The sequence below is a fragment of the Asanoa ferruginea genome, assembly GCF_003387075.1.
In the GTDB taxonomy this organism is placed as follows: domain Bacteria; phylum Actinomycetota; class Actinomycetes; order Mycobacteriales; family Micromonosporaceae; genus Asanoa; species Asanoa ferruginea.
The window spans coordinates 6,934,119-6,958,969 of sequence record NZ_QUMQ01000001.1 but is presented as its reverse complement, the minus strand read 5'-3'; the positions used below and the strand labels follow the sequence as shown (position 1 = coordinate 6,958,969).

Sequence of the window (24,851 nt, the reverse complement as noted above, 5' to 3'; positions counted from 1 at the left end):
ATGGTCGATGCTAACGCTACGTCGCGTACCCCTCTCGCCGTAAGTACCCACCTTGAAGTAAGGTACTGACATGGCCGTAAGTGAACTCCCGGCGCCCAACGTCAACCGCAGCGACTGCCCGTCGCGGGTCATGCTGGAGCACGTCACCAGCCGCTGGGGCGTGCTGGTCCTGGCGGCGCTGCTCGACCGGTCGCACCGGTTCAGCGAGCTGCGCCGCGAGGTGGGCGGGGTGAGCGAGAAGATGCTCGCCCAGACGTTGCAGACGCTGGAACGCGACGGCTTCGTCAACCGCGACGCCAAGCCGGTCATCCCGCCGCGGGTCGACTACTCCCTGACCCCGATGGGCCGCGACGTGGCCGAGCAGGTGTGGGCGTTGACCCGGTGGGTCGAGGCCAAGGTCGACGACGTTTTCGTGGCCCGCGAGGCCTACGACCGGGCTCGTTTGGGCTAGGCCTGGCCCGGCGCGGACTTTCTAGGGAACGACCACGACGGGCCAGTGGCCGAGGCGGACCAGGCGGGTGGCGATCGAGCCGACGAACTTGTGCCCGGCCTGCGCGGAGGCGCCGACGAAGACGAAATCGGCCTTGATCTGGTCGGCCACGGCGCACAACTCCGAGAACGCGTCGCCGCGCCGGGTGACCAGGGTGATCGGCACGCCGTATTCCTCGGCCGCGCGGTGCGCCTCGGCCCGCAACTCGGCGGCGATCTCGTCGAACGCCTCCTGCTGTGCGTAGCCGACCTGCGGCGCGAGCGAGGCCAGCAGCCCCGGCGCGGCCACGAAGACCATGGTCAGCCCGCAGCCCTGGCGCCGGGCGACCCCGAACGCCGACGCGGCCGCGCGCAGCGAGGTGTCGGTGCCGTCGACACCGACCATGACCACGCGCGGGCCGTCGGTGCCACGCTCGAACTTCATTGCGCGTACGGCCGGACCGTAATGTTCCTCATCCGGATGCCGCGCCACCGAGGTGCCCATTTCGCGCCTGATCCTTTCGGGTCACCAGAGGCCTGCGAGGTGTCGGCGCTCCGCGTCCCATCCTTGTCGCCAACCCGCCGGGCCGCCACCGACGCACGGATGTGAGCGCAACGCGCGTTCAGCTTGCCATCAGATTTCTCGATGCGCAAAGTTGCCCATTGAGCAATGCTTCGGAGGGCGCGATATCGTCCTAAGCGTGGAGACGGCGACGGCGGAGGCGCAGACCCTTCGCGAGCGTAAGAAGGCGGCGACCGCCGACGCTCTCCATCGCGCGGCGATGGAGTTGGCGATCGAGCGAGGCCTGCCCGAAGTAACGGTCGAGGCGATCGTCGACGCGGCCGAGGTGTCGCGCCGGACGTTCAGCAACTACTTCGCCAACAAGGAGGACGCCCTCCTCCACGGCGAACGCGAACGCCTGGACCGCATCCTCCAGGCGCTGCGCGCCCGCCCGGCCGGCGAGCCGGCCTGGTCGGCGATCCGCGCCAGCACCCGCGCGCTGTTCGACGAGGAGGGTGAGCCGGATCCGGAATGGGTGGCCCAGAGCCGCCTGATCCGCCGCCACCCGTCACTGATCGGCCAGCAGCTGGCCCGCCATGCCGAGTTCGAGCACGACATCGCCGAAGAACTCACCCGCCGGGTTGGCGACGCGATGCGCGCCCGCCTGCTGGCCGCTGCGTTCACGGCGAGCGTCCGCCTGGGCGCCGACGTCTGGCTCGAACGCCGCGGCGAAGCCACGCTGACCGACGAGATCGACCGCATGCTGGCCGCGATGGGCGAACGCTTCGACTGAGGGTCAGGCGTCGCGCTCGACATCTCCAGGCCGCACGGTTAACAGCGCGATCGTCTCACCGGTGGCCGGATCGGAGACCTCGACCTCGAACTCCCCGTCGGCATACTTCTCGACGACGTAGCCGTGCATGCCGGCCATGACTCCGTCACCCACGAATCGCGACGTGACGACGCGCACCCGGTCGTAGAGCTGGATCTCGGTCATCGTGCGAACCCCGTAAACGGTGTGTTGAGCGTGATAGATCCATCCGGCCGAATCATCCAACCAGTCTTGACGGTCGTCGAGCGCCCGGCGGCGTCGCCGCGTCCGACGAGGTCGACGGGAATGGTAATCCGTTGTCCATGCTGATCCGCGCGGCCCAGCGTGAACTCGCCCGCCGCGTAGCGGGCGTTGCCTTGTCGAGTGAACTCCGTGGCCAACTGCTCGCTGTGCTCACGGTCGTAGCCGTAGGACCGGAATACCTTGTCCTTCCCATGCGTCGCGCCAGGTTTGAAGATGTAGTCGCTGAACTTCCGGACCGTTTCGGGCGGAGCGCCCGGAACTCTGGCTGATCGCGGCGGCGCGGTGGCCCGCGAATGATGTCCCGCACGCTTCTCGGCCTTCCTCAGGTAGCGCAGCGCGGCGCGGATCAACCGCCCGCCCTGACCACCCCGCCGACCAGCCATGCCAGAACTCCGCCGACCCTCCGCCGCGCCGTTCCTGGAATTCTTCGCAGTCATTCAGCGCGGGAGCAGACTCGGAGTGCGCCAGGAAGCGGCAGAACGTGGTGAACTCAGCTCGGGTCGTTTTGCTGGTCGATGGTCTGTGGTGCGGTCGCCTGCCAGGCGGCGTTGTCCAGGAGCTGGCTGCGGGTCGCGAGGCGGCGCAGTGCGGCGATGGTGGTGTCGCTGAGTTCCGGCCCGCTGTAGCCGACGTAGACGACCACCCCCGGTTGCGGCTCCCAGGCCAGCGTGGCGTTGCCGCCGGCCACCGTCGACACCACGGCGGGAAAGCCGTCGACCGGTCCGACGTCGACGACGTCCGGGGCGGCGAAGAGCCGGTCCTCGAAGCCACCCCCACTGGTCACTCCGGTGTAGACGAGCCCGCCGCCGAAGATCGCGCCCTCCCCCACCGACTCGCCGCCGTAGCGCAGTTCGTGGATGCTCGGCGGTCGGTATGGTCCGCTGGCCACCACCCGCAACCCGGCCGGTGGCGACACGGTCGGGCGGTCGTCGACCACCTTGGTGGCCGCGGCGATCGCGATCAGGTCGGCTTGGCTCAAATCCCCACGCACCTGGGCGTGCGCGCCGGCCACCGGCCAGGTGACCAGCCGCGCCGCGGCGACTGCCCGCACGCCGCCGACCATGACGGGCCGACCAGGAGCAGGCGGATCCACCGGGAACGTGACCACCGCGCCGTGCCGGCCGAGTGAGCCGTTCGGCCGGCGAACGACCACCGTCCACGGCCCGTCGAGGGCGGCGCGGTCGCAGCTGACGGAGGCGGAGCCGGTGTCGGCCAGCCTGAGTCCAGCCACCTCCGTGGTGGGTGCCGGCTGCTGCCCCCGGCCGACGGGAACGCACGGCGGACCTGACGGCGGCGTCAGGTCGACCGCGTCGGTGGTCGGTGCGCTGGTCGGGGCCGGCGGGGGTGCCGCCTGCTGCGCTAAACGGCCGCGGAACGCGACGAAGGCGACCACCGCGACGACGACGGCGCACAGCGTGATCGCGATCAGCCACCGCGGCGGCCGTCGGGGTCCGTCCGAGCCGAAGCTGATGACGTCGCTCACGGGGTCCATTGTGCTCGGTCGATCAGTCGGTCTGCTGGCCCTGCCGCTCGACCAGGAAGGCGCCGAGGCCGGGCTCGGCCACCTGGCGGCGGTAGAACTCGCCGGCGGACGTGCGCATCAGTGCCAGCGAGGCCACCACCACGGTGAGCAACTCGCCGGTGATCAGGAGGCTGCGTGTGTTCGCGTACCAGCCCGGCAGCAGCACCGACCAGGCCTGCTCGATCACCTCACGGGAACCGTCCGGCGGGCTGAAGTTCTCCGGGCTGTTGGCGAGCCCGACCCCGAAGAGGAACACGGCAAGCAGCGCCGCACCCCAGACCGCCACCCGCGCCGCTTGCGTCCGGCGCCGCACCACAAGGGCGAGCACGGCGAAAACCACGATGGCACCGGCCGCCACCGCGACGCTGTAGTTCAGCGCACCCTGGACCCGGTCCACCCAGTCGGGCGCGTCGTCGACCGCCAGCGCCGACATCGCCTGCAGGAAGCCCGGCGCGGCGTCGTTGACCTGACCGGCGGCCACCCAGGTCGCGATGACGTCGATCGCACCGAAGACGGCGGTGCCAGCGAGCAGCAGCGACGCGAGGACCACCGACCGCGGCGGTCGGGCATCAGAACTGGTGGTCACGGGCACAACCTTCCGGTAACGATCAAAGGACCGGCAGCGTATTCACCGCCGTCTCGCGAGCACAAGGCCGGATCGAAATCGACTACTGCCCTGCCGGCCGCGTGCCCCTAATCTTCGCCATGTCGAAGGACCAGGTGCACGCGCCAAGCTCTGTCGCCAGGTGCGCAACACGGTCGAAGCCGGACGTTGGGGCTTCTTCACCGAGGACGCGACCGAAAGCGGAGATCGCCGCCTTCGAGAAGGCCTATCCCGCCGCCTGGACCCGCCTACACGCCCTGAAGCTCAACACCGACCCGACGGACAACCTCGGGCCAGCGGCACGCGCCCGGCTCGAGCGGCTGATCCACCGCGCCGAGCAGGACGGCCCGGCCCCAGTGCGCTGAGCGTTCGAGACACCGATGATCGGCGGCTGTCAATGGTGACAAAACAATCTCACTCGGGCGGTCAAACCGGACGCTGAAGGGCTAGCGTCGACTCTCGCAGAGATACTGCTCTATCGCTGGGAGGTCAGATGAACGTACGCAGGCGGATAACAGCCGCTGCCGCCGGTGCCCTGATCACGATTGCGACGCTCGCCGTAAGTGGGCCGGCCACCGCCGCCACTCCATCGTCGACGCCGGTCCACGACGGGATCACCCACGAGGAGAACCCGCGCGTACCCGAAGGTGCCGTGTGGACGGAGCACTACTTCCCGTCCGCCGACCACAGTGGCGTCGAGTTGCACGCCGACGTTCTGCGTCCCGCCAACCTGCCGCAACGCGCCATAACGCCGGTCATCCTCGCCGTCGGGCCTTACTTCGGGCACGCCGGTCAGACCGGGCCGGAAGGGTGGGCCCAGACCGGGCCGTCCAACCGGTTCGAAGACTTCACCAGCGGCACCAACCTCTTCGCCCGCGGCTACACCTACGTGATGGTCGACCTGCGCGGCTTCGGCGGGAGCACCGGCTGCCTCGACTGGGTGGGGCCCGGCGAGCAGGCCGATGTGAAGGCCGCGATCCAGTGGGTCGCGAAGCAGCCGTGGTCGACGGGCAAGGTCGGCATGTACGGGAAGTCGTACGACGCGGTGACCGGTCTTGTCGGTAACAACCTGCGCCTCCCCGCGCTGAAGGCCGTCGTGGCGCAGGAACCGGTGTGGAACATGTACAACTACCTGTTCAGCAACGGTGTCCCCCGGCCCAATGTGACCGGCACGCCCAACGCCTACAACGGGATCGCCACGATGGCCGGGCTGTCCGACGACAGCGACCGTTACAAGGCGAATGCCGACTACGAGGTGAGCCACCCCGAGTGTCTCGCCGACAACCTGACGAACAACAACAACCCTGACCTCGACTCGCCCTACTGGCGGGCGCGCAACCTCGCCGCGAAGGCCAAGGGCACGAGCACTCCGTTGTTCATCACCCAGGGCTTCATCGAGAACAACACCAAGCCCGAGGACGCCGAGGAATACCTCGACAACCACCGCGGCTTCGAGCGGGGTTGGATGGGACAGTGGGAGCACGTCCGCGGCAACGAGACCAACGGGGCCGGGCAGTTGCTCCAGGGCCGCGCCGGTTTCTTCGACGAGGTCATGCGCCTCTACGACCACTACCTGAAGGGCGCCAAGCCCTCGGTGCAGGATCCCGCCTTCGCCATCGAGGACAACACCGGCGGGTGGCGCGCGCAGTCGTCCTGGCCGACCTCGGCCTCGTCGCGCACCACGGCCGACCTGCTGAACGGCCAGTACGTCGACGACGGCATCGCCTCGGCGCTCGCCGCGAACGCCGACGCTGACCAGCAGTGGGACATGGAGCACTACACCGATCCCAGCCCGCTCGCCGCCAGCAACCGAGCGCCGATGCAGGCGGCGGCCGACACGCACAGCTACTTCACCTGGTCCACACCGACCACGTCCCGGGTGCGGATCACCGCCACCCCCGACATCACGCTGAACGCCAGCGCGACCGGCAACGTCATGGTGCGGCTCTGGGATGTCGCGCCGGACGGCACCGCGGTGATGTTCGACGAGAACGTCGCGCTGATCGAACGCGCCGGCCGGGTGACGTTCGACCTGAAGTCGACCGACTGGACCTTCGAGCTGGGCCACCAACTCGGCGTTCAGCTCGGCACGATCGGCAGCGGAAGCTGGCGCGACACCCCCAGCGGCAACACGATCCAGGTCAGCCGGGCCAAGCTGGGTCTGGAACTCCAGAACCCCCGGTATGACGTGCCCACCCAGGGCGACCGGTCGCCGTTCCTCGACACCTACCTGCGACAGTTCACCCGCACGCTGACCGACGTCGGCGAGGGCACCTTCCCGCTCGCCGTCCGCGGGCGACCATAAGAGCAGTGGTCTGCCCGGCCCCAGCCACGGGCCGGGCAGACCCCGCACAAAGGGAGACGGCTTGCGACACCGGCGGCAGGTGATCGGCGCCCTCGCGACGTCTTTGATCACGATCTTGATCCTGCCGCTCCTGACGAACGTGTTGTCCCATGACCTTGAGGCGTGGGTCGACGACCACCCTCTGCTGGCGTGGACGATCACGCTCGCGCTCGCGACATTGCTGGCGACGGCCGCGGCCCGGGTGGTGCAACAGCCGTCAAGAAAGGCACCGCCCGAGCTGACGGTGTCGACGACATTGGACCCGTTGGCAATGGGCGTCAAACCCGCCGTCCCTGGCGGACCGGACACCGCGCCGACAATGCCGACCTACGTCGAGCGCGACTTCGACGAGAGTCTGCGGTGGATGGTCGCGGACGGCGGCTTCGTCTGCCTCCGTGGGCCGGCGGCAGCAGGCAAGACCCGCAGCGCGACCGAGGCGATTCGTCGGATGTGCCAAGGGCGTCGGCTGTTTCGCCCCGACGGGCCGGCCGCACTGCTCAAGCTGGCTGGCACCGCGAATGCCGTCGTGTGGCTCGATGACCTCGAGCGTTTCCTCGGCCCCGGCGGACTGGACACGGCGCTGCTGGAGCACCTCTGCGCACCGGCCGATGTCGTCGTGATCGCCACGATTCGCGATGCCGAACTCGCCAAGCTCCAACACGCGGCCTGGATCCGCGACGAGGGCGCTCCCGAGGTCACGGATGCGGGCGCGAGACTGTTGACGCAGCTCGACCCTCGTCGCATGATCGCGGTGTCGGCGCAGCTCACCGACGCGGAACGCGGCCGGGCGCGGTCGACCCTCGATGACCGGGTCCGCGGCGCGCTCGACGGCGAGGGCGGGTTCGGCGAGAGTCTGGCCGCGGCGCCGGCACTGTTGCAGCGCTGGTCCGTCGGGGAGGGTGCGCTGTTCGCAAGCGGCCAAGCGGTGATCAGCGCCGCAGTCGACTGCCGGCGGGCCGGTTACGCCGCGCCAGTGCCCTTCGCCGTTCTCGACGTCCTGCACCGCCACTACCTTCCGGCGCCGTGGCGGAATCGGGGCGACCTGCCCAGTCTCGACGCCGCGTTGGAGTGGGCCTCCCAGCCGATGATGGGTGCGAGTTCCTGCCTGATTCCGCTGGCCGGCCGGCGATACCTGGCGTCGGACTATCTGTTGGACCGGACCGCTGCCGGTGCCGGGCCGGTGGGCGCGCAGCGGGTGCGGGCGCCGGTCTGGGCGGCGTTGTCCGACGTCGGCGACGACCACCACCTGGTCACCATCGGACTCGCGGCATCCCAGGAGCAGGTGTACGAGGTCAGCGAGCGGGTGTGGCTCCGTGCCGCCCACCATGGCAACGAATGGGCGATGCTCCTCCTGGGAATGCTGCTCGTCCAACTCCGCCGGCCCGACGAGGCCGAGGAATGGCTGCGGCGCGCGGTGGAGGGTGGCTGCACCCCGGCGCTGGGACCGCTGGGCTATCTGTTCCTGCTCCGCGGCGACACGACCGAGGCCGAGCGCTGGATGAGGCAGGGCGCGACCGCGGGTGACGTCGGATCCATGAGCGTCCTGGGCCTGCTGTTGCGGCGTGCCGGCAACGACGCCGAGGCGGAGCGTTGGTTGCGGAAGGCCGCCGACGCGGGCCACCCGCAGGCCATGGTGCGGCTCGCCCTGCTGCTTGCCGAGCGCGGCGCGGTCGAGGAAGCAGATCAATGGGCGCAGCGCGCCGTGGATGCCGGCCATTCCGCCGCCCTCACGACCCTCGCGCTGTTACAGCAGGATCCGAGCCAGGCCGAGCCTCGGTTGCGCCGGGCGGCCGATGCGGGACGGGCAGACGCGCAGGCCCTGCTCGCGACCATCTATGCCGAGCGCGGCGAGCTGGCTCGCGCCGAGCGGGTGGCGCGCGGCGCGGCCGAGGCCGGCGACGTGATGGGGATGATGGTGTTGCACGGCCTGCTTGCCCACCGGGGTGCCACCGAGGAGGCCGAGGAGCTGCTGCAAGAAGCCGCCCGACGCGGCGAGCCCACCGCCATGACCGCGCTCGGGAGGCGTTTCGCCGAGGACGGCGACCTCGCCGAGGCCGAGGCGTGGCTGCGGCGCGCGGCGGACACGCAACATGCTCCCGCCATGATGCTGCTGGGCGCGTTGTTCTTGGCCGCGGGCCGGATCGACGAATCCCGGGAATGGTTTCTCCACGCGAAATCGTCGGGCGCGCGGGACGCCGCCAGGATCTTGGCGACTCATTTCCCCGCGGGCGACGGCTCGTGAGGGCACCGCGTCCTCGACAAACCTTGTCCCCTGTCTCAGGATGAGACAGGGGACGACGCCGACAGGCGGTGTGATGCGGAGATGGAGCCGACGACGTTTGGGCAGGTCGCCGAGTTGGTGGCCGGGCTCGGCGCGCTCGGGGTCCTGACCGCCACGCTCAATCTCTTCGCTCTTCGCGTGGTGAGAATCGACGAGGTGCCGGGTTGTGTGCAGGCCCGCATCCGTTGGTGGAGTGCGCACAACCCGGCGTTTCTGGTCGTCAGCGCCGGCGTCACCGTTGCCGGCCTGATCATGATGGCGCTCTAGCCGCCGAGGAACGTGTCGTAGAGCAGGAACAGGTTCAGCGCGATGATCAACCCCGCGATCGTCGCGGCCACCAGGTTGGTCACGCGGTTGTTCACGAACGTGCCCATGATGTCGCGGCGGCGGGTCAGCATCAGCAGCGGCACGAGCGCGAACGGGATGCCGAACGACAGCACCACCTGGGAGATCACCAGGCTGTCCGTGGCCGGCAGGCCCAGGCCGAGCACCACCAGCGCCGGCGCCATCGTCACCGCCCGCCGCACGAACAGCGGGATCTGGCGGCGGATGAAACCCTGCATGACGACCTGACCGGCGTACGTGCCGACGCTCGACGACGACAGCCCCGAAGCCAGCAGGGCCACGGCGAAGGCCAGCGCGGCACCGCCGCCGACGAGTTGGCCCAGGCCGGCGTGGGCCGCCTCGATCGAGTCGACGTCGGCGTGGCCGCGGCCGTTGAACAGCGACGCCGCGATGACCAGCATCGACAGGTTGATCAGGCCGGCCGCGCCCAGGCCGACCACCACGTCGAGGCGCTGGAAGCGCAGCAACTCGCGGCGTTCCGCGTCGTCGCGGCAGGCCACCCGCGACTTGGTCAGGGCCGAGTGCAGGTAGACCACGTGCGGCATGACCGTCGCCCCGATGATGCCGCAGATCAGCAGCAGGCTGTCGCCGCCGGCCAGGTGCGGCACCAGCCCGGCGGCGAACGCGGCCGGGTGGGCGCCGACCACGATCAGGTCGTAGAGGAAGCCGAGGAAGACGATGCCGAGCAGCGCGACGATCGCCAGCTCGAAGCGGCGGTAGCCGCGCTGCTCCAGGGCCAGGATCGCGAAGGCGACCACCGCGGTGATGATGCCGGCCGCGAACAGCGGCACCCCGAACAGCAGGTAGAGGCCGACGGCGGCGCCGACGAACTCGGCCAGGTCGGTGGCCATCGCGATGATCTCGGCCTGCACCCACAGGCCGCGGGAGACCGGCTTCGGTAGGTGTTCGCGGCACAGTTCCGGCAGGTCGCGGCCGGTGGCCACGCCGGCCTTGGCCGACAGGTACTGCACCAGCATCGCCATCAGGTTGGCGACGACGATGACCCAGACCAGCGTGTAGCCGAACTTGGCTCCGGCGGTGAAGTTGGTCGCGAAGTTGCCCGGGTCGACGTAGGCGACGGCGGCGACGAACGCCGGGCCGAACAGCGCGATCACCCCGCGCAGCCGGCCCCGCGACCGCAACTGCCGCAGCGCCGACTCGGCGTCAGGGGCAGAAGAGACAACCGAGGCAACCGGGGCGACGGCGGGAACGCCGTCGCCCTTCACCGGCCCCATGGACAGACCTAGCCGACCGACGGGCCGAGGCCCAGCGACTGCGGCGTACTCGAATCAGGTGACGGTTGCCGCAACCCCTCATCCAGCGGGCCGAACTCGGTCATCAGCGCCGCGCTGCCGCCCCACGGCGTCTGCTCCTCGGCGACCAGCGTGTTGGTGGTCAGCAGCAGCCCGGCGACCGAAGCGCCGTTCTGCAGTGCCGACCGGGCCACCCGCAGCGGGTCGACGATGCCCATCTCGACCATGTTGCCGAACCGGCCCTCGAGCGCGTCGAATCCGTCGTCGGGGCCGAGTTGCGAGATCCGGGCGACGACCTCCTGGCCGGAGTAGCCCGCGTTGGCCGCGATCAGGAACGCCGGCTCGGTCAACGCGCGGCGGACGATCTCGACGCCGGTCGCGTAGTCGTCCTTGACGTCGAGGTCGTCGAGCGCGCCCTCGGCGTGCAGCAGCGCGGCGCCGCCGCCCGCGACGATGCCCTCGGCCATCGCGGCCCGGGTCGCCGACAGGGCGTCCTCGACGCGGTGCTGGAGTTCCTTGAGCTCGGCGTTGGTCGGCGCGCCGACCTTGATCACGGCGACCTTGCCGGACAGCGCCCCGATCCGCTCGGTCAGCACGTCTTCGTCGGCACCGAATGTCGCCCGTTCGAGCTCGGACCGCATCTGGGTCAACCGGAACTCCACGGCTTCGCCCGACCCGCCGCCGTCGACGATCGCCGTGCGGTCGGCGTTGACCCGCACCTGCGCCGCCCGGCCGAGCTGGTCGATCGTCATCGTCTCCAGGGTGAACCCGGAGTGCCGGCTGTAGACCGCTCCCCCGGTGATCGCCGCGATGTCTTCGAGCTTGTGCAGGCGCCGGTCGCCGAACCCCGGCGCGCGCACCGCGACGCATTGGAACACGCCGTTGACGTGGTTGTGCGCCAGCATCGACAGGGCCGTGCCCTCGACGTTTTCCGCGACGATGACCAGCGGCCTCGGCGCCCGCATGATCTTGTCGAGGATCGGCATCAGTTGCTGGACCTTGGTGATTTTCTCACTGCACAGCAGGATATATGGGTCGTTGACGATCGCCTCCAGACTCGCCGGATTGGTCACCATGTAGGGCGAGATGTAGCCGTTGTCGAACTCGAAGCCCTCCACGAAGTCGACGCTCATGCCGTGCCGCGGCGCCTCCTCGACGGTGACGATGCCGCCGTCGCCGACGGTGTGCAGCGCGGCCGCGATGACCGAGCCGACCGCGTCGTCGTCGTTGGCCGAGATGGCCGCGACCCGGGCCAGTTCCTCCTGTGTGGACACCGGGCGGCTGACGCTGCGCAGGTGCTCGACGAGCCGCTCCACGGCCAGATCCACACCCCGCTTCACGAGTACGGGGTTGGCGCCCGCCCCGATCGCCGTCATGCCCTCGTGCACGATCGCCTGGGCCAGCACCGTCGCGGTGGTCGTACCGTCGCCGACGATGTCATTGGTCTTGATCGCCGCTTCCTTGACCAGTTGGGCACCCATGTTCTCGAACTGGTCCTTGAGGTGGATCTCCCGTGCGATGGTCACGCCGTCGTTGGTGACGACCGGGGAACCGGTGATCTTCTCCAGGATGACGTTGCGGCCCTTGGGGCCGAGCGTCGACTTGACCGCCTCGGCCAGCTTGTCGACGCCGTTGAGGAGGAGGTTGCGCGCTTCAGCGCCGAAGCGCAGTTCCTTGGCCATCGGAAGGCTCCTTAGGGCACGAGAATGGCGCGGCCGCGGACCCGGCCGGCATCGAGGTCCTGGATCGCGTCGACCGCGGCGTCCAGCGGATAGGTGCGGGTGTGCAGCGTGACCTTGCCGGCCTGGGCGAGCACCATCAGCTCGGCGAGGTCGTTGTAGGTGCCGACGATGTTGCCGACGATGTTCCGCTCGGTGGAGATGATGTCGAGGGTCGGGATGTGCACGGTGCCGCCGTACCCGATGACGAAGTAGGAACCGGCCCTTGCCGTCATCGCGAACGCGTCGGCCTCGGCGCCCTGCTCGGCGACGAAGTCGAGCACGAGGTCGGCGCCGCGCCCACCGGTCAGGTCCTGCACGGCCTGCACCTGCGAGCCGTCGGCGACGACGGTCTCGTTGGCGCCGATCTGCGCGGCGAGCTTGAGCGCCTCGGGGTTGCGGTCGACCACGATGATCTTCGTGGCGGTCAGCGCCGCCAGGCACTGGATGCCGATGTGCCCGAGGCCGCCGGCACCGATGACGACGGCCGCGGTGCCCGGGTAGAGCAGCGGCACGGCCTTGCGCACGGCGTGGTAGGCGGTGATGCCGGCGTCGGCGAGGGCCGCGACGTCCTTGGGTTGGGTCGCCGGGTCGAGCTTGACGCAGGCGCGCTCCGAGGTGAGCAGGAACTCGGCCATCCCGCCGTCGCCGGACAGGCCGGGGAACGAGCTGTTGACGCAGTGCATGTCGTCGCCGGCCCGGCAGGCCCGGCACAGCCCGCAGGTCGGCGTCGGGTGCAGGATCACCGTGTCGCCGACGGCGACGCTGGACACGGCCGAGCCGACCTCGTGCACCCAGCCCGCGTTCTCGTGCCCGAGCGTGTAGGGCAGCGCGACACCCATCGCCGCCGACCACTGCTCCTCGATGATGTGCAGGTCGGTCCGGCAGACGCCGGCGCCGCCGATCCGCACGAGCACGTCGAACGGGCCCTTCACGGTCGGTTCCGGCACCTCCTCGACCACCGGCAACTGGTGGTACGCGTGCAGCCGTACGGCTTTCATTGGTCCTCCACTCCGTAGCGGTGCCGCAGCATCCCGCGGCAGATGCCGGTGTTGGCGTCGAGGCTGGTGCGGGTCAGCCGGGCCTTGCGCAGGTGCAGCGGCACCGCCGCGTCGCCGACCGCCGCTCCGGAGGCGGGGTCGACGAGCAGCGGTGCCGCGTCGCCGGCGGGCAGGCCGAGCTCGGTGCGCCGCCGGCGCAGCCGGTCGAGGGCCGGCGACCATGGCACCTCGCCCAGCGTCAGGGCCGCGAGGTCGGCCGGCGACTTCCCCGCCTCGACAAGTGGCCGGCACACCAGATCGGTGCCGGCCAGGACCGCTTTGCGGAGGAAGTTGACCCGGAGGTTGTCGAGCTCGTCGACCGCCTCCCCCTCGAAGGAGGCGACGAAGCCCGCACGCGCCGCCACCCCCTCGTTGATCGCGTCGGCCGCGAAGTGGTCGTCGAGCACCACCTCCGCCCGGCGCACACCGTCCACGGTGGACACGGCGTCGTAGGCGTCGGCCACCATCAGGTAGGCGAAGTTCGGCGCGCAGAAGTAGGTCGGCAGGCGCAGGTGCACGGCCGCGTCGCCGTCCGGAGACAGCGACGCGGACGCGACGAACCCGAGCACGGTGATCGGCTCGTCGAGCTCGGGATCACGCACCTCGCCGAGGGCGTCGAGCAGGGTGCGCGTGCTCATTGCGACTCGACCAGTGCGGCATCCTCCCGGGCCGCAGGGGTTCCGGCCGCGGCCGGAAGTTGATATTCCGCGGGCACGTCGATGCCGTAGAGCTTGGCCGCGTTGAGCCCGAGGATCTTCTTCTTGGTGGCGGTGGTGACCCGCGGGTAGTCGGAGAACTCGTCGCTCGGGTAGTCCCAGTCGACGAACCCCTCGATCTGCCACTTGGGTTCCCAGATGCCGTAGTCGCTGCCGAACGTCATCTTGTCTTCGCCGACCCAGAACAGCAGCTCGCCCATCACCTTCGCGAAGAACTTCGGCCGGGCGTGCATCAGCCCGCCGATGACGACCGACAGGCCCGCGTACACGTTGGGCTCCTGGGTCGCCATGAAGCAGAAGTCTTCGATCCGCGGCAGGCCCACGTGCTCGACGATGAAGTTGAGCTCGGGGAAGTCGGTCGCGGCGTGGTCGATGTCGGACACGTCGAACGCGTCCTTGTCGAGCGGCCAGATCGTCGGTCCCTTGTGGACGTGGATGTTCTTGATGCCGAGCTCCTGGCAGGCCTCCAGATATTTGTAAGCCGCCGGGTCCTTCAGCGTCCAGCCGCGCGATCCCTCGCGCCACTCGGCGGTGTAGAGCTTGACGCCCTTGGAGCCGTAGCGCTCGACGTTCTCGGCGAGCTTCTTCAGGCCGTCTTCACCCTCGCGCGGGTCCCACCGCGTGTTGGCGATGAACTTGCCCGGGTGCTTCTCACCCAGGGCCGCGTTGCGCTCGGTGGTGTTGAAGCCGTCCTTGTACCACTCGGTCAGGTAGGTCGGCTGGAACACCGCGACGTCGACGTAGCCGTCCTGGAAGACGTCCTTCATCAGGTCGTCTTCGGTGTAGGACATGAACTTCTCGATCGACCAGTGCGTCGCCGGCGGGCCGAGGCCCTGGTAGGCGTGGAAGCACTCGATCCAGCCCTTGGCGTAGTTCTCGGCACCGGGCACCCAGGTTTCCGGGCCCGCCTGCCAGTAGTGCATGTGGCTGTCGACGATGAAGTACTTCTCCCCGTCCTTCTCGTACAAGGCGGTTACCTCCCACCGGCCGTGAGGTCGAAGCCGATGTATTCGGCGGCGTCCTCGGGGTTGGCGAACATGATGGTCCGGTCGTCTTCGTGGATCATGCGGCCGTAGTGGGTCGACATGCTCTCCTCGAACTCGGCCGCGTCGAAGTAGCCGGGCTCCTCGCCGAGCGCCTCGGAGATCTCGTCGTAGACGACGTCCATCCGGTTGAGGGCGTCGACGCGGATCATCGAGGGCAACGGCGTCACGCGTACGTTGTCCTTGGTCTTCATGACCTCCGCGACCACGACGCCGACCTGGTTGTTCATCAGCGTGAAGCCGCACATGTTCGACGCCGAGTTGTCGGACTTGAACGGGCTCTCGGCAACCTTGAACTGCGTCACTGGGCCAGCTCCTTCGGTGTCTCGAGGCCGAGGTCGGTCACGATGCCGTTGAAACGGTTCTTGGCGCTGTCGAGCGCGTCCTCGAAGCGCGGCGGCTTGGAGTCGGGCTGCGACCACAGCGGCTGGAGCGCCCGGGCGGCGGCGATCGAGACCGGTACCCAGTCGGCCAGCCACGAGTGCAGGATCCGGGTGTTGTGCTCGGCGAACTCGCGGTCGGCCGTGAGCAGCTCGAACATCGCCTTCGTGTAGCGCAGGTCGCGCTCGGAGAAGTCGTACTCCTCGGCACCGACGATCGTCGGGGTGACAAAGTCGCCGTTGCGCGGTGCGGCGTGCTGCACCAGGTGGCTGCGGAACAGCTCACCGACGAGGGGTTCGAAGACCACGTTGGCCGCGAAGATGGCTTCGCACCAGTCGTCGATCGCGGTCAGCCGCTCCGCGACCTCGCGTACGCCCTGCCACGCGGGGTCGTTGTTCCAGGCGTCGAGGTGCGCCGAGCCGTCGAAGCCTTCGATCTCCTCGCTCAGCGTCAGGCCGTAGAGCGCGAGGTCCTGCGCGGCCCGGATCCGGTGCATGCTGTTCACCGAGATCGCGTTGTTGTGCATGTTGGTGGGGGCCCGCCGGTTGGCGTTGGCGAACAGGTAGAGGCCGAGGCCGTGGTCGACGTGCATCCACGCGCCGACGTGCCGCTCGACGAACCGCACCCAGTTGGGGTTCCACTGCTCGAAGGCCTTCGAGCGGCGGGCGGCTTCGACATTCTGACCAACCTGGCGTACGACGTTGGCGTTGTAGCGGTAGAGCGAGAGCTCCCATTCCTCGTTGGGGTCACGGAACTCGTGCCAGCCGTGCGCCGGCCAGTCGTAACCCTTGCCGCCCGAACCCGGCCCGCGGGTCGGCTCCGGCCGGTCCGAGCCCCACGCCTTCAGCGCGGTCCAGTCCAGCGGGTAGCCGCCGCGACCGTCGGAGAACCCGTAGAGCCAGCCCTGGGCGAGATAGTGCCGCGGGTCGGGCTGGACCTCGACGGTCACGTCCTCGTAATGGGTCTGCTTGCGCTTCTGCGGGACGTAGTAGTTGAACCGGCGCGCGGTCGAGTCCGGGAACTCCTTCGCGCCGGCCTCGGCGTCGGTGAAGACGGGCTTGGGAACGCTACGTTCCGTCGCGGTCGTCATCAGTCCTCCCCACCTGTCGTCGTGAACTTGTCGTAGTAGATGTGCTTGTCGGGCACGCCGAGCTGGCCGAGCAACGGCATGGCCGCCTCGACCATCGGCGGCGGCCCGCAGAGGTATGCGTGTGCGCGCTTCAGGTTCTGCTCGTGCCGCTTGACCACGTCGGTGATCAGGCCAACCTCGCCGTCCCAGCCGTCGCCGTCCTCGGGTTCGGACAGCGCCGGCACGAACCGGAAGTTGGGCAGCTTCTCCTCGAGCGCCTTGAGCTCGCCCTCGAAGCAGAGATCGCGCCGCCGCCGGGCCCCGTAGTAGAAGACCGCCCGGCGGTCGATCCCGCGCTCCGCCATCGAGCGCAGCAACGCCAGGATCGGCGCGAGCCCGGCGCCGCCGCCGACGAAGATGATGTCCTCGCCCTGCGCCTCGCGGAGGGTGAAGACGCCGAAGGGCCCGGTCAGGTCGAGCCGGTCACCGACGGCCAGCCTCTCGTCGAGGAACGACGAGAAGAGCCCGTCGGGGTAGACCTTGATGACGAACTCCAGCCGCCCGCCCTCGCGGCTGGAGGTGTTCGCCATCGAGAACGAGCGCGTGGCGTCGGTGCCGGGCACCGCGATGTCCACGTACTGGCCGGGGAAGAACGTCAGGTCCGCCGGCTCGATCAGCCGGAGCACCAGGTGCCGGAGGTCGTGCGTCACCGGGTCGATCGACACGACCTCCGCCACGGCGTTCTGGATGGGTAGCCCGGACCGGAGGATCTCCTCGTCGAAGTTGAGCAGCTCGATCGTCACGTCCTCGTAGACGTGGGCCCGGCAGAGGAGCGTGAAGCCCTCCTCCTTCTCGTAGTCGGGCAGGGCGAAGGTCGAATACCGGTCGAGCTCGATGTCGTCGCCGTCGAGCACGAACGACTTGCAGGCCGCGCACTGCCCTTCCTTGCACCCGTGCATGAGCATCAGCCCCTGCTCGGACGCGGAACGCAGCACGGTCTGCTCCTCGTCGACCTCGATCTCGATGCCGACGGGCTCGAACCGGACCCGGTGCTTCTCGCCCATGTTCGGCGGTTACTTGTCGGTGCGGGCGGGGCGGCCGGCCGGCCCGCCCTGGATGTAGGCGGCGTGGAACGCGTTGCGCTCTTCGTCGGTCATCTCGTTGAGCAGCACGTTGGGGCTGAGCAACGGGTCCATCCGGCGCAGGTGGTCGAGCGTCCACATCTTCGACGGGTCGAGGTTGAGGTGCGGCTGCGCGACCAGCGTCTTGCCGTCGTCGCGGACGAAGCCCATGTCGGAGACCACGTCGGCCCAGTTCCAGCCGTGGTAGAGCGTCTCCCACTCGCGGGCGCCGATGAGCTGACCCATGTTGGGCGTCTCGCGGCCCTGGTAGGTCGGGCGGAACGCCTCGACGTCGGTCCACCGGCAGGCCTCGTGGCAGTAGGTGCGCCACTGGCCGTTGACCTCGGCCATCACCATGTCCTCGCGGACCAGGCACGGGACCATGCAGACCCAGCAGCGGTGCGGGTACTGGTAGTCGACGTCCTCGGCGACGATCGGGTGGTGCCCGTTGGGCGTCGACAGGCGGTTGTACTGCTCCCACCACTTGCCGTACCTGTCATACCAGCCCGGGTACTTGTATTCGAACCACTCGAAGTCCTTGTCGGTCATCGGGTCGATCCGCCAGTAGTTGGCCAGCCAGCCGGTCGCGAAGAACTGGGCGACCTCGTGCACGTACCCCTTGTTCCAGATCTGGTTCCAGGCTTCCTCGATGAGGTCGTGCGGAATGACCAGGCCGTACTTTTCCAGGGGGACCAGGTAGGAGCGGTAGTAGTCGTCGTAGATCCAGCGGCGCCACATCTCGGCGTAGGACTCGCGCTCCTTGCGCCGGTCCTTCGTTCCATACTCGATGAAGGTGCCGATCGCGGCGTCGACCACGCGGTGGTTGTTCCACCAGGCATAGCGCAGGTCGCGCTCGAGAAGCTGGTGGTTGCCCTCGTCGGCGAGCGCCATGAGCAGCGTCGCGTAGCCGTTGCTGATGTGCCGCGACTCGTCGGACTGCACCGAGTGGAACACCGTCGGCAGCAGATAGTCGCCGTTCGCGGCGGCCTCGGCCGGCATCGCGACGAACAACGTGTTGGTGAACGCCGTCTCGGCGACGATCGTCAGGTAGATGCTCGCCGCGGTGATCGCGTCACCGGTGATGAACCCCTCGGCGAACTGGCGGCCGATGGTGCCGCAGTAGTCGTTCTGGAAGTTGCGCAGGCTGCTGTTGAAGCCCGCCGGGTCGATGTAGTTGTTCATGTACAAGCGCTTGAGGTTCTGCTGGATCGTCGAGTGCCGAACCTCGTCGATCATCTGGATCGCCTGGCCGTTGTGCAGTTCCGGGTTGGGCACCGTGCGGAACAGCAGCGGCATCGCGCGGGCGGCCGAGATCTCCGGCAACGGGATGATCGACAGGAACAGCTTCTGCCACTCCAGCCAGCGCTCCTGCACCTGGCGGAACATGTTGCCGCGGATCGCGCCGTCGGACGCCCCGTACACCCGGTGGTCCTTCTCTTCCTGCATCGGGAAGTAGGACCGCAGCACCTGCTTGAGCGGGTCTTTCTTCTGCGCCTTCCGGAAGGTGTAGTCGGTGCCGTAGTGGGATACCGGCTGGTGGTAGGCCGGTTCCCAGGACAACTCCTGGATCTTCTGATGAGCCTTGGCCACGCTCTGCCGACTCATAGGTGTCTCCTCACCGTTGGCTGTGCGTCATGCGACGGATCAGACCGCACGTCGGCTCGGGGTGCGGTCTCACATTGAGTCAGGAGTCCTGTTCCTCGAACATCGCGGCGCGGATCTCGGCGAGGTGACGTTTGACGTTCTCGCCGACCTGCCGGTCGCCCTCGGGCGCCGGCTCGATCCCCATGGCGCGCAGAAGATCCGCGGCCGGCCCACCCGGATCCGCGCCGCCCAGGATCGGATGCAGCCCCTGCGCCGCGAGGTGGTGAAAGACCACGTTGACGACGCTCCATGGGTTGAACGACTCGCGCGTCGACTCCATTGGCCGAGTCCACACCCGCCAGCCGGCGGTGGGGTCTCAACATGAGACGGCCCGAATCGGCGCGGAGCGTAACGTGTAACCAGGACGTAACCAGAGCGTGCCCCGGCCATCCCCCGCCGGCGTGCGCTCGACCGGGCAGGGGGCCGTCCATGCCACCGGGTTCGACGTTTCCAGACGAGATCAGCGACACCGAGCAGTTGGCGAAGACGCGTGAACAGTTCCTGACCGCCGAGGCCGTAGACCCCAACCAGGTCCGCGACGCGATCCTGGCATCGTGGTGGCGGTCGAGGCGCTGGAACGTGGCCGCCGACCGGATCGACCTGACCTACCTGCGCGACCCCGACCTCGACACGCCGCTGTCCCGCAGCGCGCTGCCCGTGTTGCGCCATTTGCGCGAACACCTCGACGGCCAGCCGATCAGCATCATCCTGACCGACCCGGCCGGCCTGGTCCTGACCCGGATGGACGCGGGCCGCGACCTCGACACGCACCTCGATCGGGTGAATCTGTCACCGGGCTTCAGCTACGCCGAGGAATTTGTCGGAACGAACGGCATCGGCACCGCGCTGGAGGGTGGCCGCCCGATGCAGGTGTTCGGCCACGAGCACTACGCCGAGCATCTGGAGGATCTCGCCTGCGCCGGCGTGCCGATCCACCACCCGATCTCGGGCAAGACCGTCGGGGCGGTCGACCTGACCTGCTGGCGCAAGGACGCCGATCCGCTGCTGTTGATCCTGGCCAAGACCACGGCCGGCCAGATCCAGCAGGCTCTCCTCACTGACAGCGGCATCCGCGAGCTGGAGCTGCTGCAGGAGTATCTGCGCACGTGCCGGCGTACCGCGGGAATCGTGTTCGCCCTCAACAACGACGTCGTGATGATGAACGACAACGCGCGCCAGGTGCTCGATCCGGCGGAGCAGTCGGTGCTGCTGGCCCAGGCGGCCGAGACGCTGGCCAGCCGGACCCCGACGGCGTCGGTAGTGGTCGAGCTGCCGAGCGGGGTGAAGGCCCGGATGTATTGCCGCCCGGTGCGCGGCGAGGGCCGGCTGGCCGGGGGTGTCGTGCACGTCAAGCTGTCGTCGCCGTCGCGCCCGCGGACGGAGATCGCGTCGGCGCCGCGGATGTTCATGCCGGGCCTGGTCGGGTCTGGTGCGCTGTGGTTGCGCGGCTGCCATCAGGTGCAGGCGGTCTATGACGCGGGCGAGTGGCTCGCGGTCGAGGGCGAGCCGGGGGTCGGCAAGCTGGCAGTGATCCGGGCGGTACACCAGCAGCGGCGGCCGGGGGTGCACTTCGCGGTGCTGGACGCGGCGGCGGCCGGGCGGCATGGGTGGCTGGCGGAGGCTCGGCGGGAGCTCCTCGACGCCGGCGGGACGTTGGTGATCCAACACGTCGACAAGCTGAGCCGGGGGCGGTTGCGCACGTTGTCGCGGTTGTTGGAGGAGGCGCGCGCCGCTGTGCCGCAGCCTTGGGTCGCGGTGACCCTGAGCCAACGCCACGACGGCGGCGAGATGGCGGGGTTGTTGCGCTTCTTCCCGAGCACTGTGGAGCTGCCACCGCTGCGCCATCACGTCGAAGACGTGCAGGCCCTGGTGCCTTTCTTCCTGTCGCGGCTGGTCACGGGCGGGAGTCTGGTGTGCTCGCCCGAGGCGATGCAGTTGCTGGTGCGGTCGAGCTGGCCGGGTAATACGGAGCAGCTGTTCGCGGTCCTGCGTCGGATAGTGCAACACCGCCGAAGCGGAGCGATCCTGCCCGCGGACCTGCCACCAGAATGCCGGACGGTGAGTCGGCGACTGCTGAGCCCGTTGGAGGCCATGGAACGCGACGCGATCGTCCGCAGTTTGATCGACTGGGACGGCAACAAAATCAAGGCCGCAGGCTCCCTCGGCATGTCTCGCGCGACGATCTATCGCAAGATCCACGAGTACGGCATCGTCACACCCGCGAACTGACCGCGGTCGGCTACTGTCCCCCGGTGGCTCCGAAGGCTTACCGCGAACTGGGCGACGACCGGGCCGCCGTTTGGGACCGCTTTTACGCGCAGTTCGACTTCCGGCCCAGCATGACGAGGTTTCCCGCGATCAAGGAGCCGGCGCCATCCGTCACCTGGTCCCTGGCCGCCCTGGACGATGATCCCGGCTACGGCCGGCTCGATCACCTGACCGACGTCGTCCACGCCGGCCTCACGATGGCGTCCGCTAACGGGCCGATCCTGGCTCTCGACTGGCAGCACACCTGTTACGAGGTCTGGCCGGGCCGCATCGGGCCCGACACCGTCGACCCACCGGGCAGTCCGGGATGGCCGCTGTCGCCCTACCCGGACGGCGACTACTACATCTACCTGGCCGAAGACTTCCGGTTCGGCACGTTCGGCCACCCCTGGGAGCATTCGCTGTGCGTGTTCGGCACCGAACTGCTCCGCTCGACCGAGGCAGCCCTGCACGATCTTCTCGGCCGTCCGATCCGCCGCGACGGCTCGGTCTCACCCGAGATCTAGGAAAATTCTGGTAGCTATGGCGGGGTCAACTGGTGGTTGCAACACCGAGTAGTTGGGCCATCTTCTCACTCGGCTTGGCCCAGCCCAGGGTCATGCGGGGTCGGTCGTTGAGTTCGTCGGCGACGGCGTCCAGGCCGGTCTGGTCGATGGTGGTGAAGTCGAAGATCCCTTTCGGGAAGTACTGGCGGAGCAGGCCGTTGGTGTTCTCGTTGCTGCCGCGTTGCCAGGGGCTGTGTGGGTCGCAGAAGTAGACCGGGCAGCCCGTCGCGATGCTGAACCGGGCGTGTAGCGCCATTTCGCTGCCCTGGTCCCAGGTCAGCGACGCGCGCAGCCGCTCCGGGAGCCAGGCCATCGCGGTCGCCAGGCGGGCCACGACATGCTCGGAGACCTTCCCGTCGGGCAGGGCGACCAGGATCACGAACCGGGTATGCCGCTCCACCAGGGTCGCGATCGCCGAGCCACCCGACCCGCGGCGGCGGGTCCCCTCCAAAAGGTCACCCTCCCAATGCCCGGGCACCGCCCGATCCGCGACCTCCGCGGGGCGGGCCGCAATGTTCAACCCCAGCCAGGCCCGACTCGACCGCACCGCCCCACCCGCGACCGCCCGGGGTCGGCGGGCGGCTCGACCGGACCGCAGCGCGACCTGCCGGGACAGGTCCGCGCGTAGGTTCCCGCGGGCCTGCAGATAGATCGCCTGATAGATCGTCTCGTGCGACACCCACATCTCCGACCGGTCGGGATGATCGATCCGCAGCCGGGCGGCCAGCTGCCGCGGCGAGTACCGCCGCCGCAACCCCGCCACCACCACCGACCGCAGCTCAGCGTTGATGACCAGCTTGGCAGGCCGCCGCGGCCGGCGATGGCGCAGCCACGCCGCCCAATCCGCCGCCCGCGGCTTATACGGCTCCCCGTACCGCTCGAACCGGCCCACCTCACGCGACACCGTCGAAGGCTGCCTGCCAAGACGCCGGGCGATCGACCGAATCGACTCACCCCCGGCCCGACCCAACCCGATCTCTTCCCGCTCCGCCATAGACAACCGTGATGCCATACCCACCTCCACACACAACAACGAGGTGGTGTTGCAACCAGCAATTGACTACGCCTATGGCTACCTGTTTTTTCCTAGATCTGCTGGCGCCCGGCGTGTCTTTCGCGGCGCGCCGCTCACGACCTGAGGCGTAGTTCGTGGAGGCCGGCCGCCATCAGGGCGGGGACGGCCTCCTCCGCCTGGGCCGACGTGGCGTCGGCGGCGGCGCCCTGGCGGGCCCGGTAGCTGATCCCCTGGGCGATCACCGCCAGCTTGAAGTTGGCCAGCGCCAGATAGAACGGCCAGTGGTCGAGGTCGACGCCCCGTCGCCGGGCATACGCCTCGGCGATCGCGTCCGCGGAGGGAAGGCGGTCGCTGGCCCACGCGGCGTCCAGGCCAAGGATCGGGTCGAGCTGCGGCTGGCGGTAAACGCACATCAGCGCCACGTCGGTCTGCACGTCGCCGACCGTTGCCAGTTCCCAGTCGACCACCGCCAGCACCTTGCTGATGTCGGTCGCGTCCAGGAGGGTGTTGTCGATCCGGTAGTCGCCGTGGACCACGCCGATGTGGCCTGAGCGCGCCGGCAATGCGGCGACCAACTGGGAGTGCAGGCGCGTCGCGTCGGTTAGGTCGTGGGTTTTGACCTCGTTCCACTGGCGCCACCACAGCCTGACCTGGCGGTCCAGGAAGCCGTCCGGGCGGCCCAGGCCGGCCAGGCCGACCGAAGCCACGTCGACCGAGTGGAGGTCGGCCAAGACCCGGACCAGTTCGGTCACGCAGGACTCGAGCTCCTCCGACGGGTACGCGTCGAGTTGCGCTCGCGTGCGCACCACCTGGCCAGCCACGAAACCGGTGACCGCAAAGGGTGCACCGATGACGGACACGTCCTCGCACAGGGCGACCGCCGGCGGCACCGGCACCGCGCTGTATTGCAGCGCCTGGGTGACTCGCCACTCGCGCGCCACGTCGTGGGCCGACTGGGTCAGGCCGGACAGCGGCGGGCGCCGGACCACCCAGCGATGGACGCCGTCCGTGACCACGTAGGTCAGGTTCGATCGGCCGCCGCTCACCAGCGAAGCGGTCAGTGGGGCGGCGACCGGGACGCCCGACGTCTCCAGGAAGTGACGCACGCCGGGCAGGTCCAGGGCGGCCGCGCTCATGCGGCATACCCGCTGGTTCCGGCGCGCGAGACCACGAGTTCGTTGACCACGCTGCGGGCCGACAGGGAGAGCAGAAAGCCAACCGTCGCAACGACGTCGGCGACCGGGATCATCGACGACGGCGGGACCGTGTCGTGCACCCACGCGCTCATGTCCGTGTCGACGTAGCCCGGCGCGATCGCCGTCGCGGTCACTCCGGTGCCCGACTCCTCCGCGTTGAAGCCGCGGCACAGAGCCAGCAACGCCGCCTTCGTGGCGCCGTAGACAGAGAGCGACGGCTCCGCGTAGACCCCGCCGATCGACGCCAGGGCGATGATCTTCGCGCCGCGCGAAGGGCGACGCGAGGCAGCCGCCCGCAGCAGTGGCAGCGCCGACCGCATCAACAGGAACGGCGCCCGGGTGTTCAGGGCGAACTGCTTCTCGTAGCGCGACACCGGATACCCGTCGAGCGACGCGGCCGAGCCGACGCCGGCCGCGAGCACCAGCGCGTCGAGAGACGAGTGCCGACGCAGGTGCGCCTCCACCACGGCAGCCGGCGCGGACGGATCCGAGAGGTCCAGGTTGACAGACGAAGCCCCGGTCGCGGCCGCTACCTCCGCCAGCCCCGCCGATGAGCGGGCCACCAGCGTCAGGTCCCAGCCCTCCTGGGCCAGGGCGAGCGCGATCCCCCGCCCGATCCCCCGGGACGCCCCGGTGATCACCGCGGACCGCACCGGCCCAGCGTCGCCCGCCCCCGACCGCGCGGCCGAGGGGGTGGTCGG

Annotated in this window: 25 protein-coding genes; 7 read left to right on the top strand and 18 right to left on the bottom strand. The window is 69.2% G+C overall.

Annotated features, from left to right (window positions below; genetic code table 11):
- The first annotated feature begins 70 nt into the window (after positions 1-70).
- Positions 71-451 (top strand): winged helix-turn-helix transcriptional regulator, encoded by a 381-nt coding sequence (locus DFJ67_RS32470; RefSeq protein ID WP_116072073.1) that lies wholly within the window; start codon positions 71-73, stop codon positions 449-451.
- Positions 452-472: 21 nt separating this feature from the next.
- Here the strand turns inward: DFJ67_RS32470 and DFJ67_RS32465 are convergent, their stop codons facing one another.
- Positions 473-913 carry a universal stress protein gene (locus DFJ67_RS32465; RefSeq protein ID WP_239097112.1) on the bottom strand — a complete coding sequence of 147 codons (441 nt, stop codon included), beginning with the start codon at positions 911-913 and terminating at the stop codon, positions 473-475.
- Positions 914-1,169: 256 nt separating this feature from the next.
- Here DFJ67_RS32465 and DFJ67_RS32460 point away from each other — a divergent pair, with 256 nt between their 5' ends.
- Positions 1,170-1,763, top strand: coding sequence for a TetR/AcrR family transcriptional regulator (locus DFJ67_RS32460; protein WP_239097111.1), 594 nt, complete (start codon positions 1,170-1,172; stop codon positions 1,761-1,763).
- Between the two features lie 3 nt (positions 1,764-1,766).
- Here DFJ67_RS32460 and DFJ67_RS32455 read toward each other — a convergent pair whose 3' ends face one another.
- The 4 genes from DFJ67_RS32455 to DFJ67_RS32445 all read right to left on the bottom strand — a co-directional run bounded on the left by DFJ67_RS32455 (position 1,767) and on the right by DFJ67_RS32445 (position 4,153).
- Complete coding sequence (locus DFJ67_RS32455; RefSeq protein ID WP_116072069.1) at positions 1,767-1,967, bottom strand: DUF4926 domain-containing protein; 201 nt, start codon at positions 1,965-1,967, stop codon at positions 1,767-1,769.
- Positions 1,964-2,428, bottom strand: coding sequence for a DUF6883 domain-containing protein (locus DFJ67_RS42390; RefSeq protein ID WP_147315686.1), 465 nt, complete (start codon positions 2,426-2,428; stop codon positions 1,964-1,966). The genes DFJ67_RS32455 and DFJ67_RS42390 overlap by 4 nt, the downstream gene beginning before the upstream one ends.
- 107 nt (positions 2,429-2,535) lie before the next feature.
- The gene (locus tag DFJ67_RS32450; RefSeq protein ID WP_147315685.1) at positions 2,536-3,528 is read right to left on the bottom strand and encodes a hypothetical protein; all 993 of its coding nucleotides are present in this window, start codon (positions 3,526-3,528) and stop codon (positions 2,536-2,538) included.
- Between the two features lie 22 nt (positions 3,529-3,550).
- Positions 3,551-4,153, bottom strand: a complete 603-nt coding sequence (locus DFJ67_RS32445) for a hypothetical protein (RefSeq protein ID WP_116072065.1) — start codon at positions 4,151-4,153, stop codon at positions 3,551-3,553.
- Positions 4,154-4,664: 511 nt separating this feature from the next.
- Between DFJ67_RS32445 and DFJ67_RS32435 the strand changes: the two genes are divergently transcribed.
- The 3 genes from DFJ67_RS32435 (at position 4,665) to DFJ67_RS32425 (ending at position 9,063) form a co-directional block, all read left to right on the top strand.
- Positions 4,665-6,476 carry a CocE/NonD family hydrolase gene (locus DFJ67_RS32435; protein ID WP_116072060.1) on the top strand — a complete coding sequence of 604 codons (1,812 nt, stop codon included), beginning with the start codon at positions 4,665-4,667 and terminating at the stop codon, positions 6,474-6,476.
- Between the two features lie 61 nt (positions 6,477-6,537).
- Positions 6,538-8,757 carry an SEL1-like repeat protein gene (locus DFJ67_RS32430; RefSeq protein WP_147315684.1) on the top strand — a complete coding sequence of 740 codons (2,220 nt, stop codon included), beginning with the start codon at positions 6,538-6,540 and terminating at the stop codon, positions 8,755-8,757.
- 81 nt (positions 8,758-8,838) lie between these two features.
- Positions 8,839-9,063, top strand: coding sequence for a hypothetical protein (locus DFJ67_RS32425; RefSeq protein ID WP_116072056.1), 225 nt, complete (start codon positions 8,839-8,841; stop codon positions 9,061-9,063).
- Here DFJ67_RS32425 and DFJ67_RS32420 read toward each other — a convergent pair.
- From DFJ67_RS32420 to DFJ67_RS32375, 10 genes are all read right to left on the bottom strand, one after another.
- Positions 9,060-10,376: an Nramp family divalent metal transporter gene (locus DFJ67_RS32420; protein ID WP_116072054.1), complete on the bottom strand. Its 1,317-nt coding sequence runs from the start codon at positions 10,374-10,376 to the stop codon at positions 9,060-9,062. The two genes, DFJ67_RS32425 and DFJ67_RS32420, sit on opposite strands and share 4 nt — an antisense overlap.
- 8 nt (positions 10,377-10,384) lie before the next feature.
- Entirely contained in the window at positions 10,385-12,076 is a 1,692-nt protein-coding gene (groL, locus tag DFJ67_RS32415; protein WP_116072052.1) for a chaperonin GroEL, read from the bottom strand.
- 11 nt (positions 12,077-12,087) lie between these two features.
- Positions 12,088-13,113, bottom strand: coding sequence for an NAD(P)-dependent alcohol dehydrogenase (locus DFJ67_RS32410; RefSeq protein ID WP_116072050.1), 1,026 nt, complete (start codon positions 13,111-13,113; stop codon positions 12,088-12,090).
- Complete coding sequence (locus tag DFJ67_RS32405) at positions 13,110-13,790, bottom strand: iron-sulfur cluster assembly protein (RefSeq protein WP_116072048.1); 681 nt, start codon at positions 13,788-13,790, stop codon at positions 13,110-13,112. The genes DFJ67_RS32410 and DFJ67_RS32405 overlap by 4 nt, the downstream gene beginning before the upstream one ends.
- Positions 13,787-14,836, bottom strand: a complete 1,050-nt coding sequence (locus DFJ67_RS32400) for an amidohydrolase family protein (protein ID WP_116072046.1) — start codon at positions 14,834-14,836, stop codon at positions 13,787-13,789. Before DFJ67_RS32400 ends, DFJ67_RS32405 begins: the two co-directional genes overlap by 4 nt.
- A gap of 5 nt (positions 14,837-14,841) precedes the next feature.
- Positions 14,842-15,216: a propane 2-monooxygenase effector subunit MimD gene (mimD, locus tag DFJ67_RS32395; protein ID WP_116072044.1), complete on the bottom strand. Its 375-nt coding sequence runs from the start codon at positions 15,214-15,216 to the stop codon at positions 14,842-14,844.
- Positions 15,213-16,382, bottom strand: a complete 1,170-nt coding sequence (locus DFJ67_RS32390; RefSeq protein WP_116072042.1) for a ferritin family protein — start codon at positions 16,380-16,382, stop codon at positions 15,213-15,215. Before DFJ67_RS32390 ends, mimD begins: the two co-directional genes overlap by 4 nt.
- Positions 16,382-17,425, bottom strand: coding sequence for an NADH:ubiquinone reductase (Na(+)-transporting) subunit F (locus DFJ67_RS32385; protein ID WP_116072040.1), 1,044 nt, complete (start codon positions 17,423-17,425; stop codon positions 16,382-16,384). The genes DFJ67_RS32390 and DFJ67_RS32385 overlap by 1 nt, the downstream gene beginning before the upstream one ends.
- A 9-nt stretch (positions 17,426-17,434) precedes the next feature.
- Positions 17,435-19,087, bottom strand: a complete 1,653-nt coding sequence (locus DFJ67_RS32380) for a ferritin family protein (RefSeq protein ID WP_116072038.1) — start codon at positions 19,085-19,087, stop codon at positions 17,435-17,437.
- A gap of 79 nt (positions 19,088-19,166) precedes the next feature.
- The gene (locus tag DFJ67_RS32375; RefSeq protein ID WP_116072036.1) at positions 19,167-19,406 is read right to left on the bottom strand and encodes a hypothetical protein; all 240 of its coding nucleotides are present in this window, start codon (positions 19,404-19,406) and stop codon (positions 19,167-19,169) included.
- Between the two features lie 149 nt (positions 19,407-19,555).
- Between DFJ67_RS32375 and DFJ67_RS32370 the strand changes: the two genes are divergently transcribed.
- Together DFJ67_RS32370 and DFJ67_RS32365 are read left to right on the top strand one after the other, a co-directional pair.
- Positions 19,556-21,355 (top strand): sigma-54-dependent Fis family transcriptional regulator, encoded by a 1,800-nt coding sequence (locus DFJ67_RS32370; RefSeq protein ID WP_116072034.1) that lies wholly within the window; start codon positions 19,556-19,558, stop codon positions 21,353-21,355.
- A gap of 23 nt (positions 21,356-21,378) precedes the next feature.
- Positions 21,379-21,900 (top strand): DUF2716 domain-containing protein, encoded by a 522-nt coding sequence (locus DFJ67_RS32365; RefSeq protein ID WP_116072032.1) that lies wholly within the window; start codon positions 21,379-21,381, stop codon positions 21,898-21,900.
- Between the two features lie 25 nt (positions 21,901-21,925).
- On the opposite strand, the gene DFJ67_RS32360 is transcribed toward DFJ67_RS32365, so the two are convergent.
- The 3 genes from DFJ67_RS32360 to DFJ67_RS32350 all read right to left on the bottom strand — a co-directional run bounded on the left by DFJ67_RS32360 (position 21,926) and on the right by DFJ67_RS32350 (position 24,803).
- Positions 21,926-22,951, bottom strand: a complete 1,026-nt coding sequence (locus tag DFJ67_RS32360) for an IS30 family transposase (protein WP_116067088.1) — start codon at positions 22,949-22,951, stop codon at positions 21,926-21,928.
- Positions 22,952-23,067: 116 nt separating this feature from the next.
- A complete protein-coding gene (locus DFJ67_RS32355; RefSeq protein WP_116072030.1) occupies positions 23,068-24,090 on the bottom strand; it encodes a phosphotransferase family protein in 1,023 nt (340 codons plus the stop codon).
- On the bottom strand, positions 24,087-24,803 hold the full coding sequence (locus DFJ67_RS32350) for an SDR family oxidoreductase (protein WP_203783964.1): 717 nt from the start codon (positions 24,801-24,803) through the stop codon (positions 24,087-24,089). Before DFJ67_RS32350 ends, DFJ67_RS32355 begins: the two co-directional genes overlap by 4 nt.
- Between the last annotated feature and the right edge of the window lie 48 nt (positions 24,804-24,851).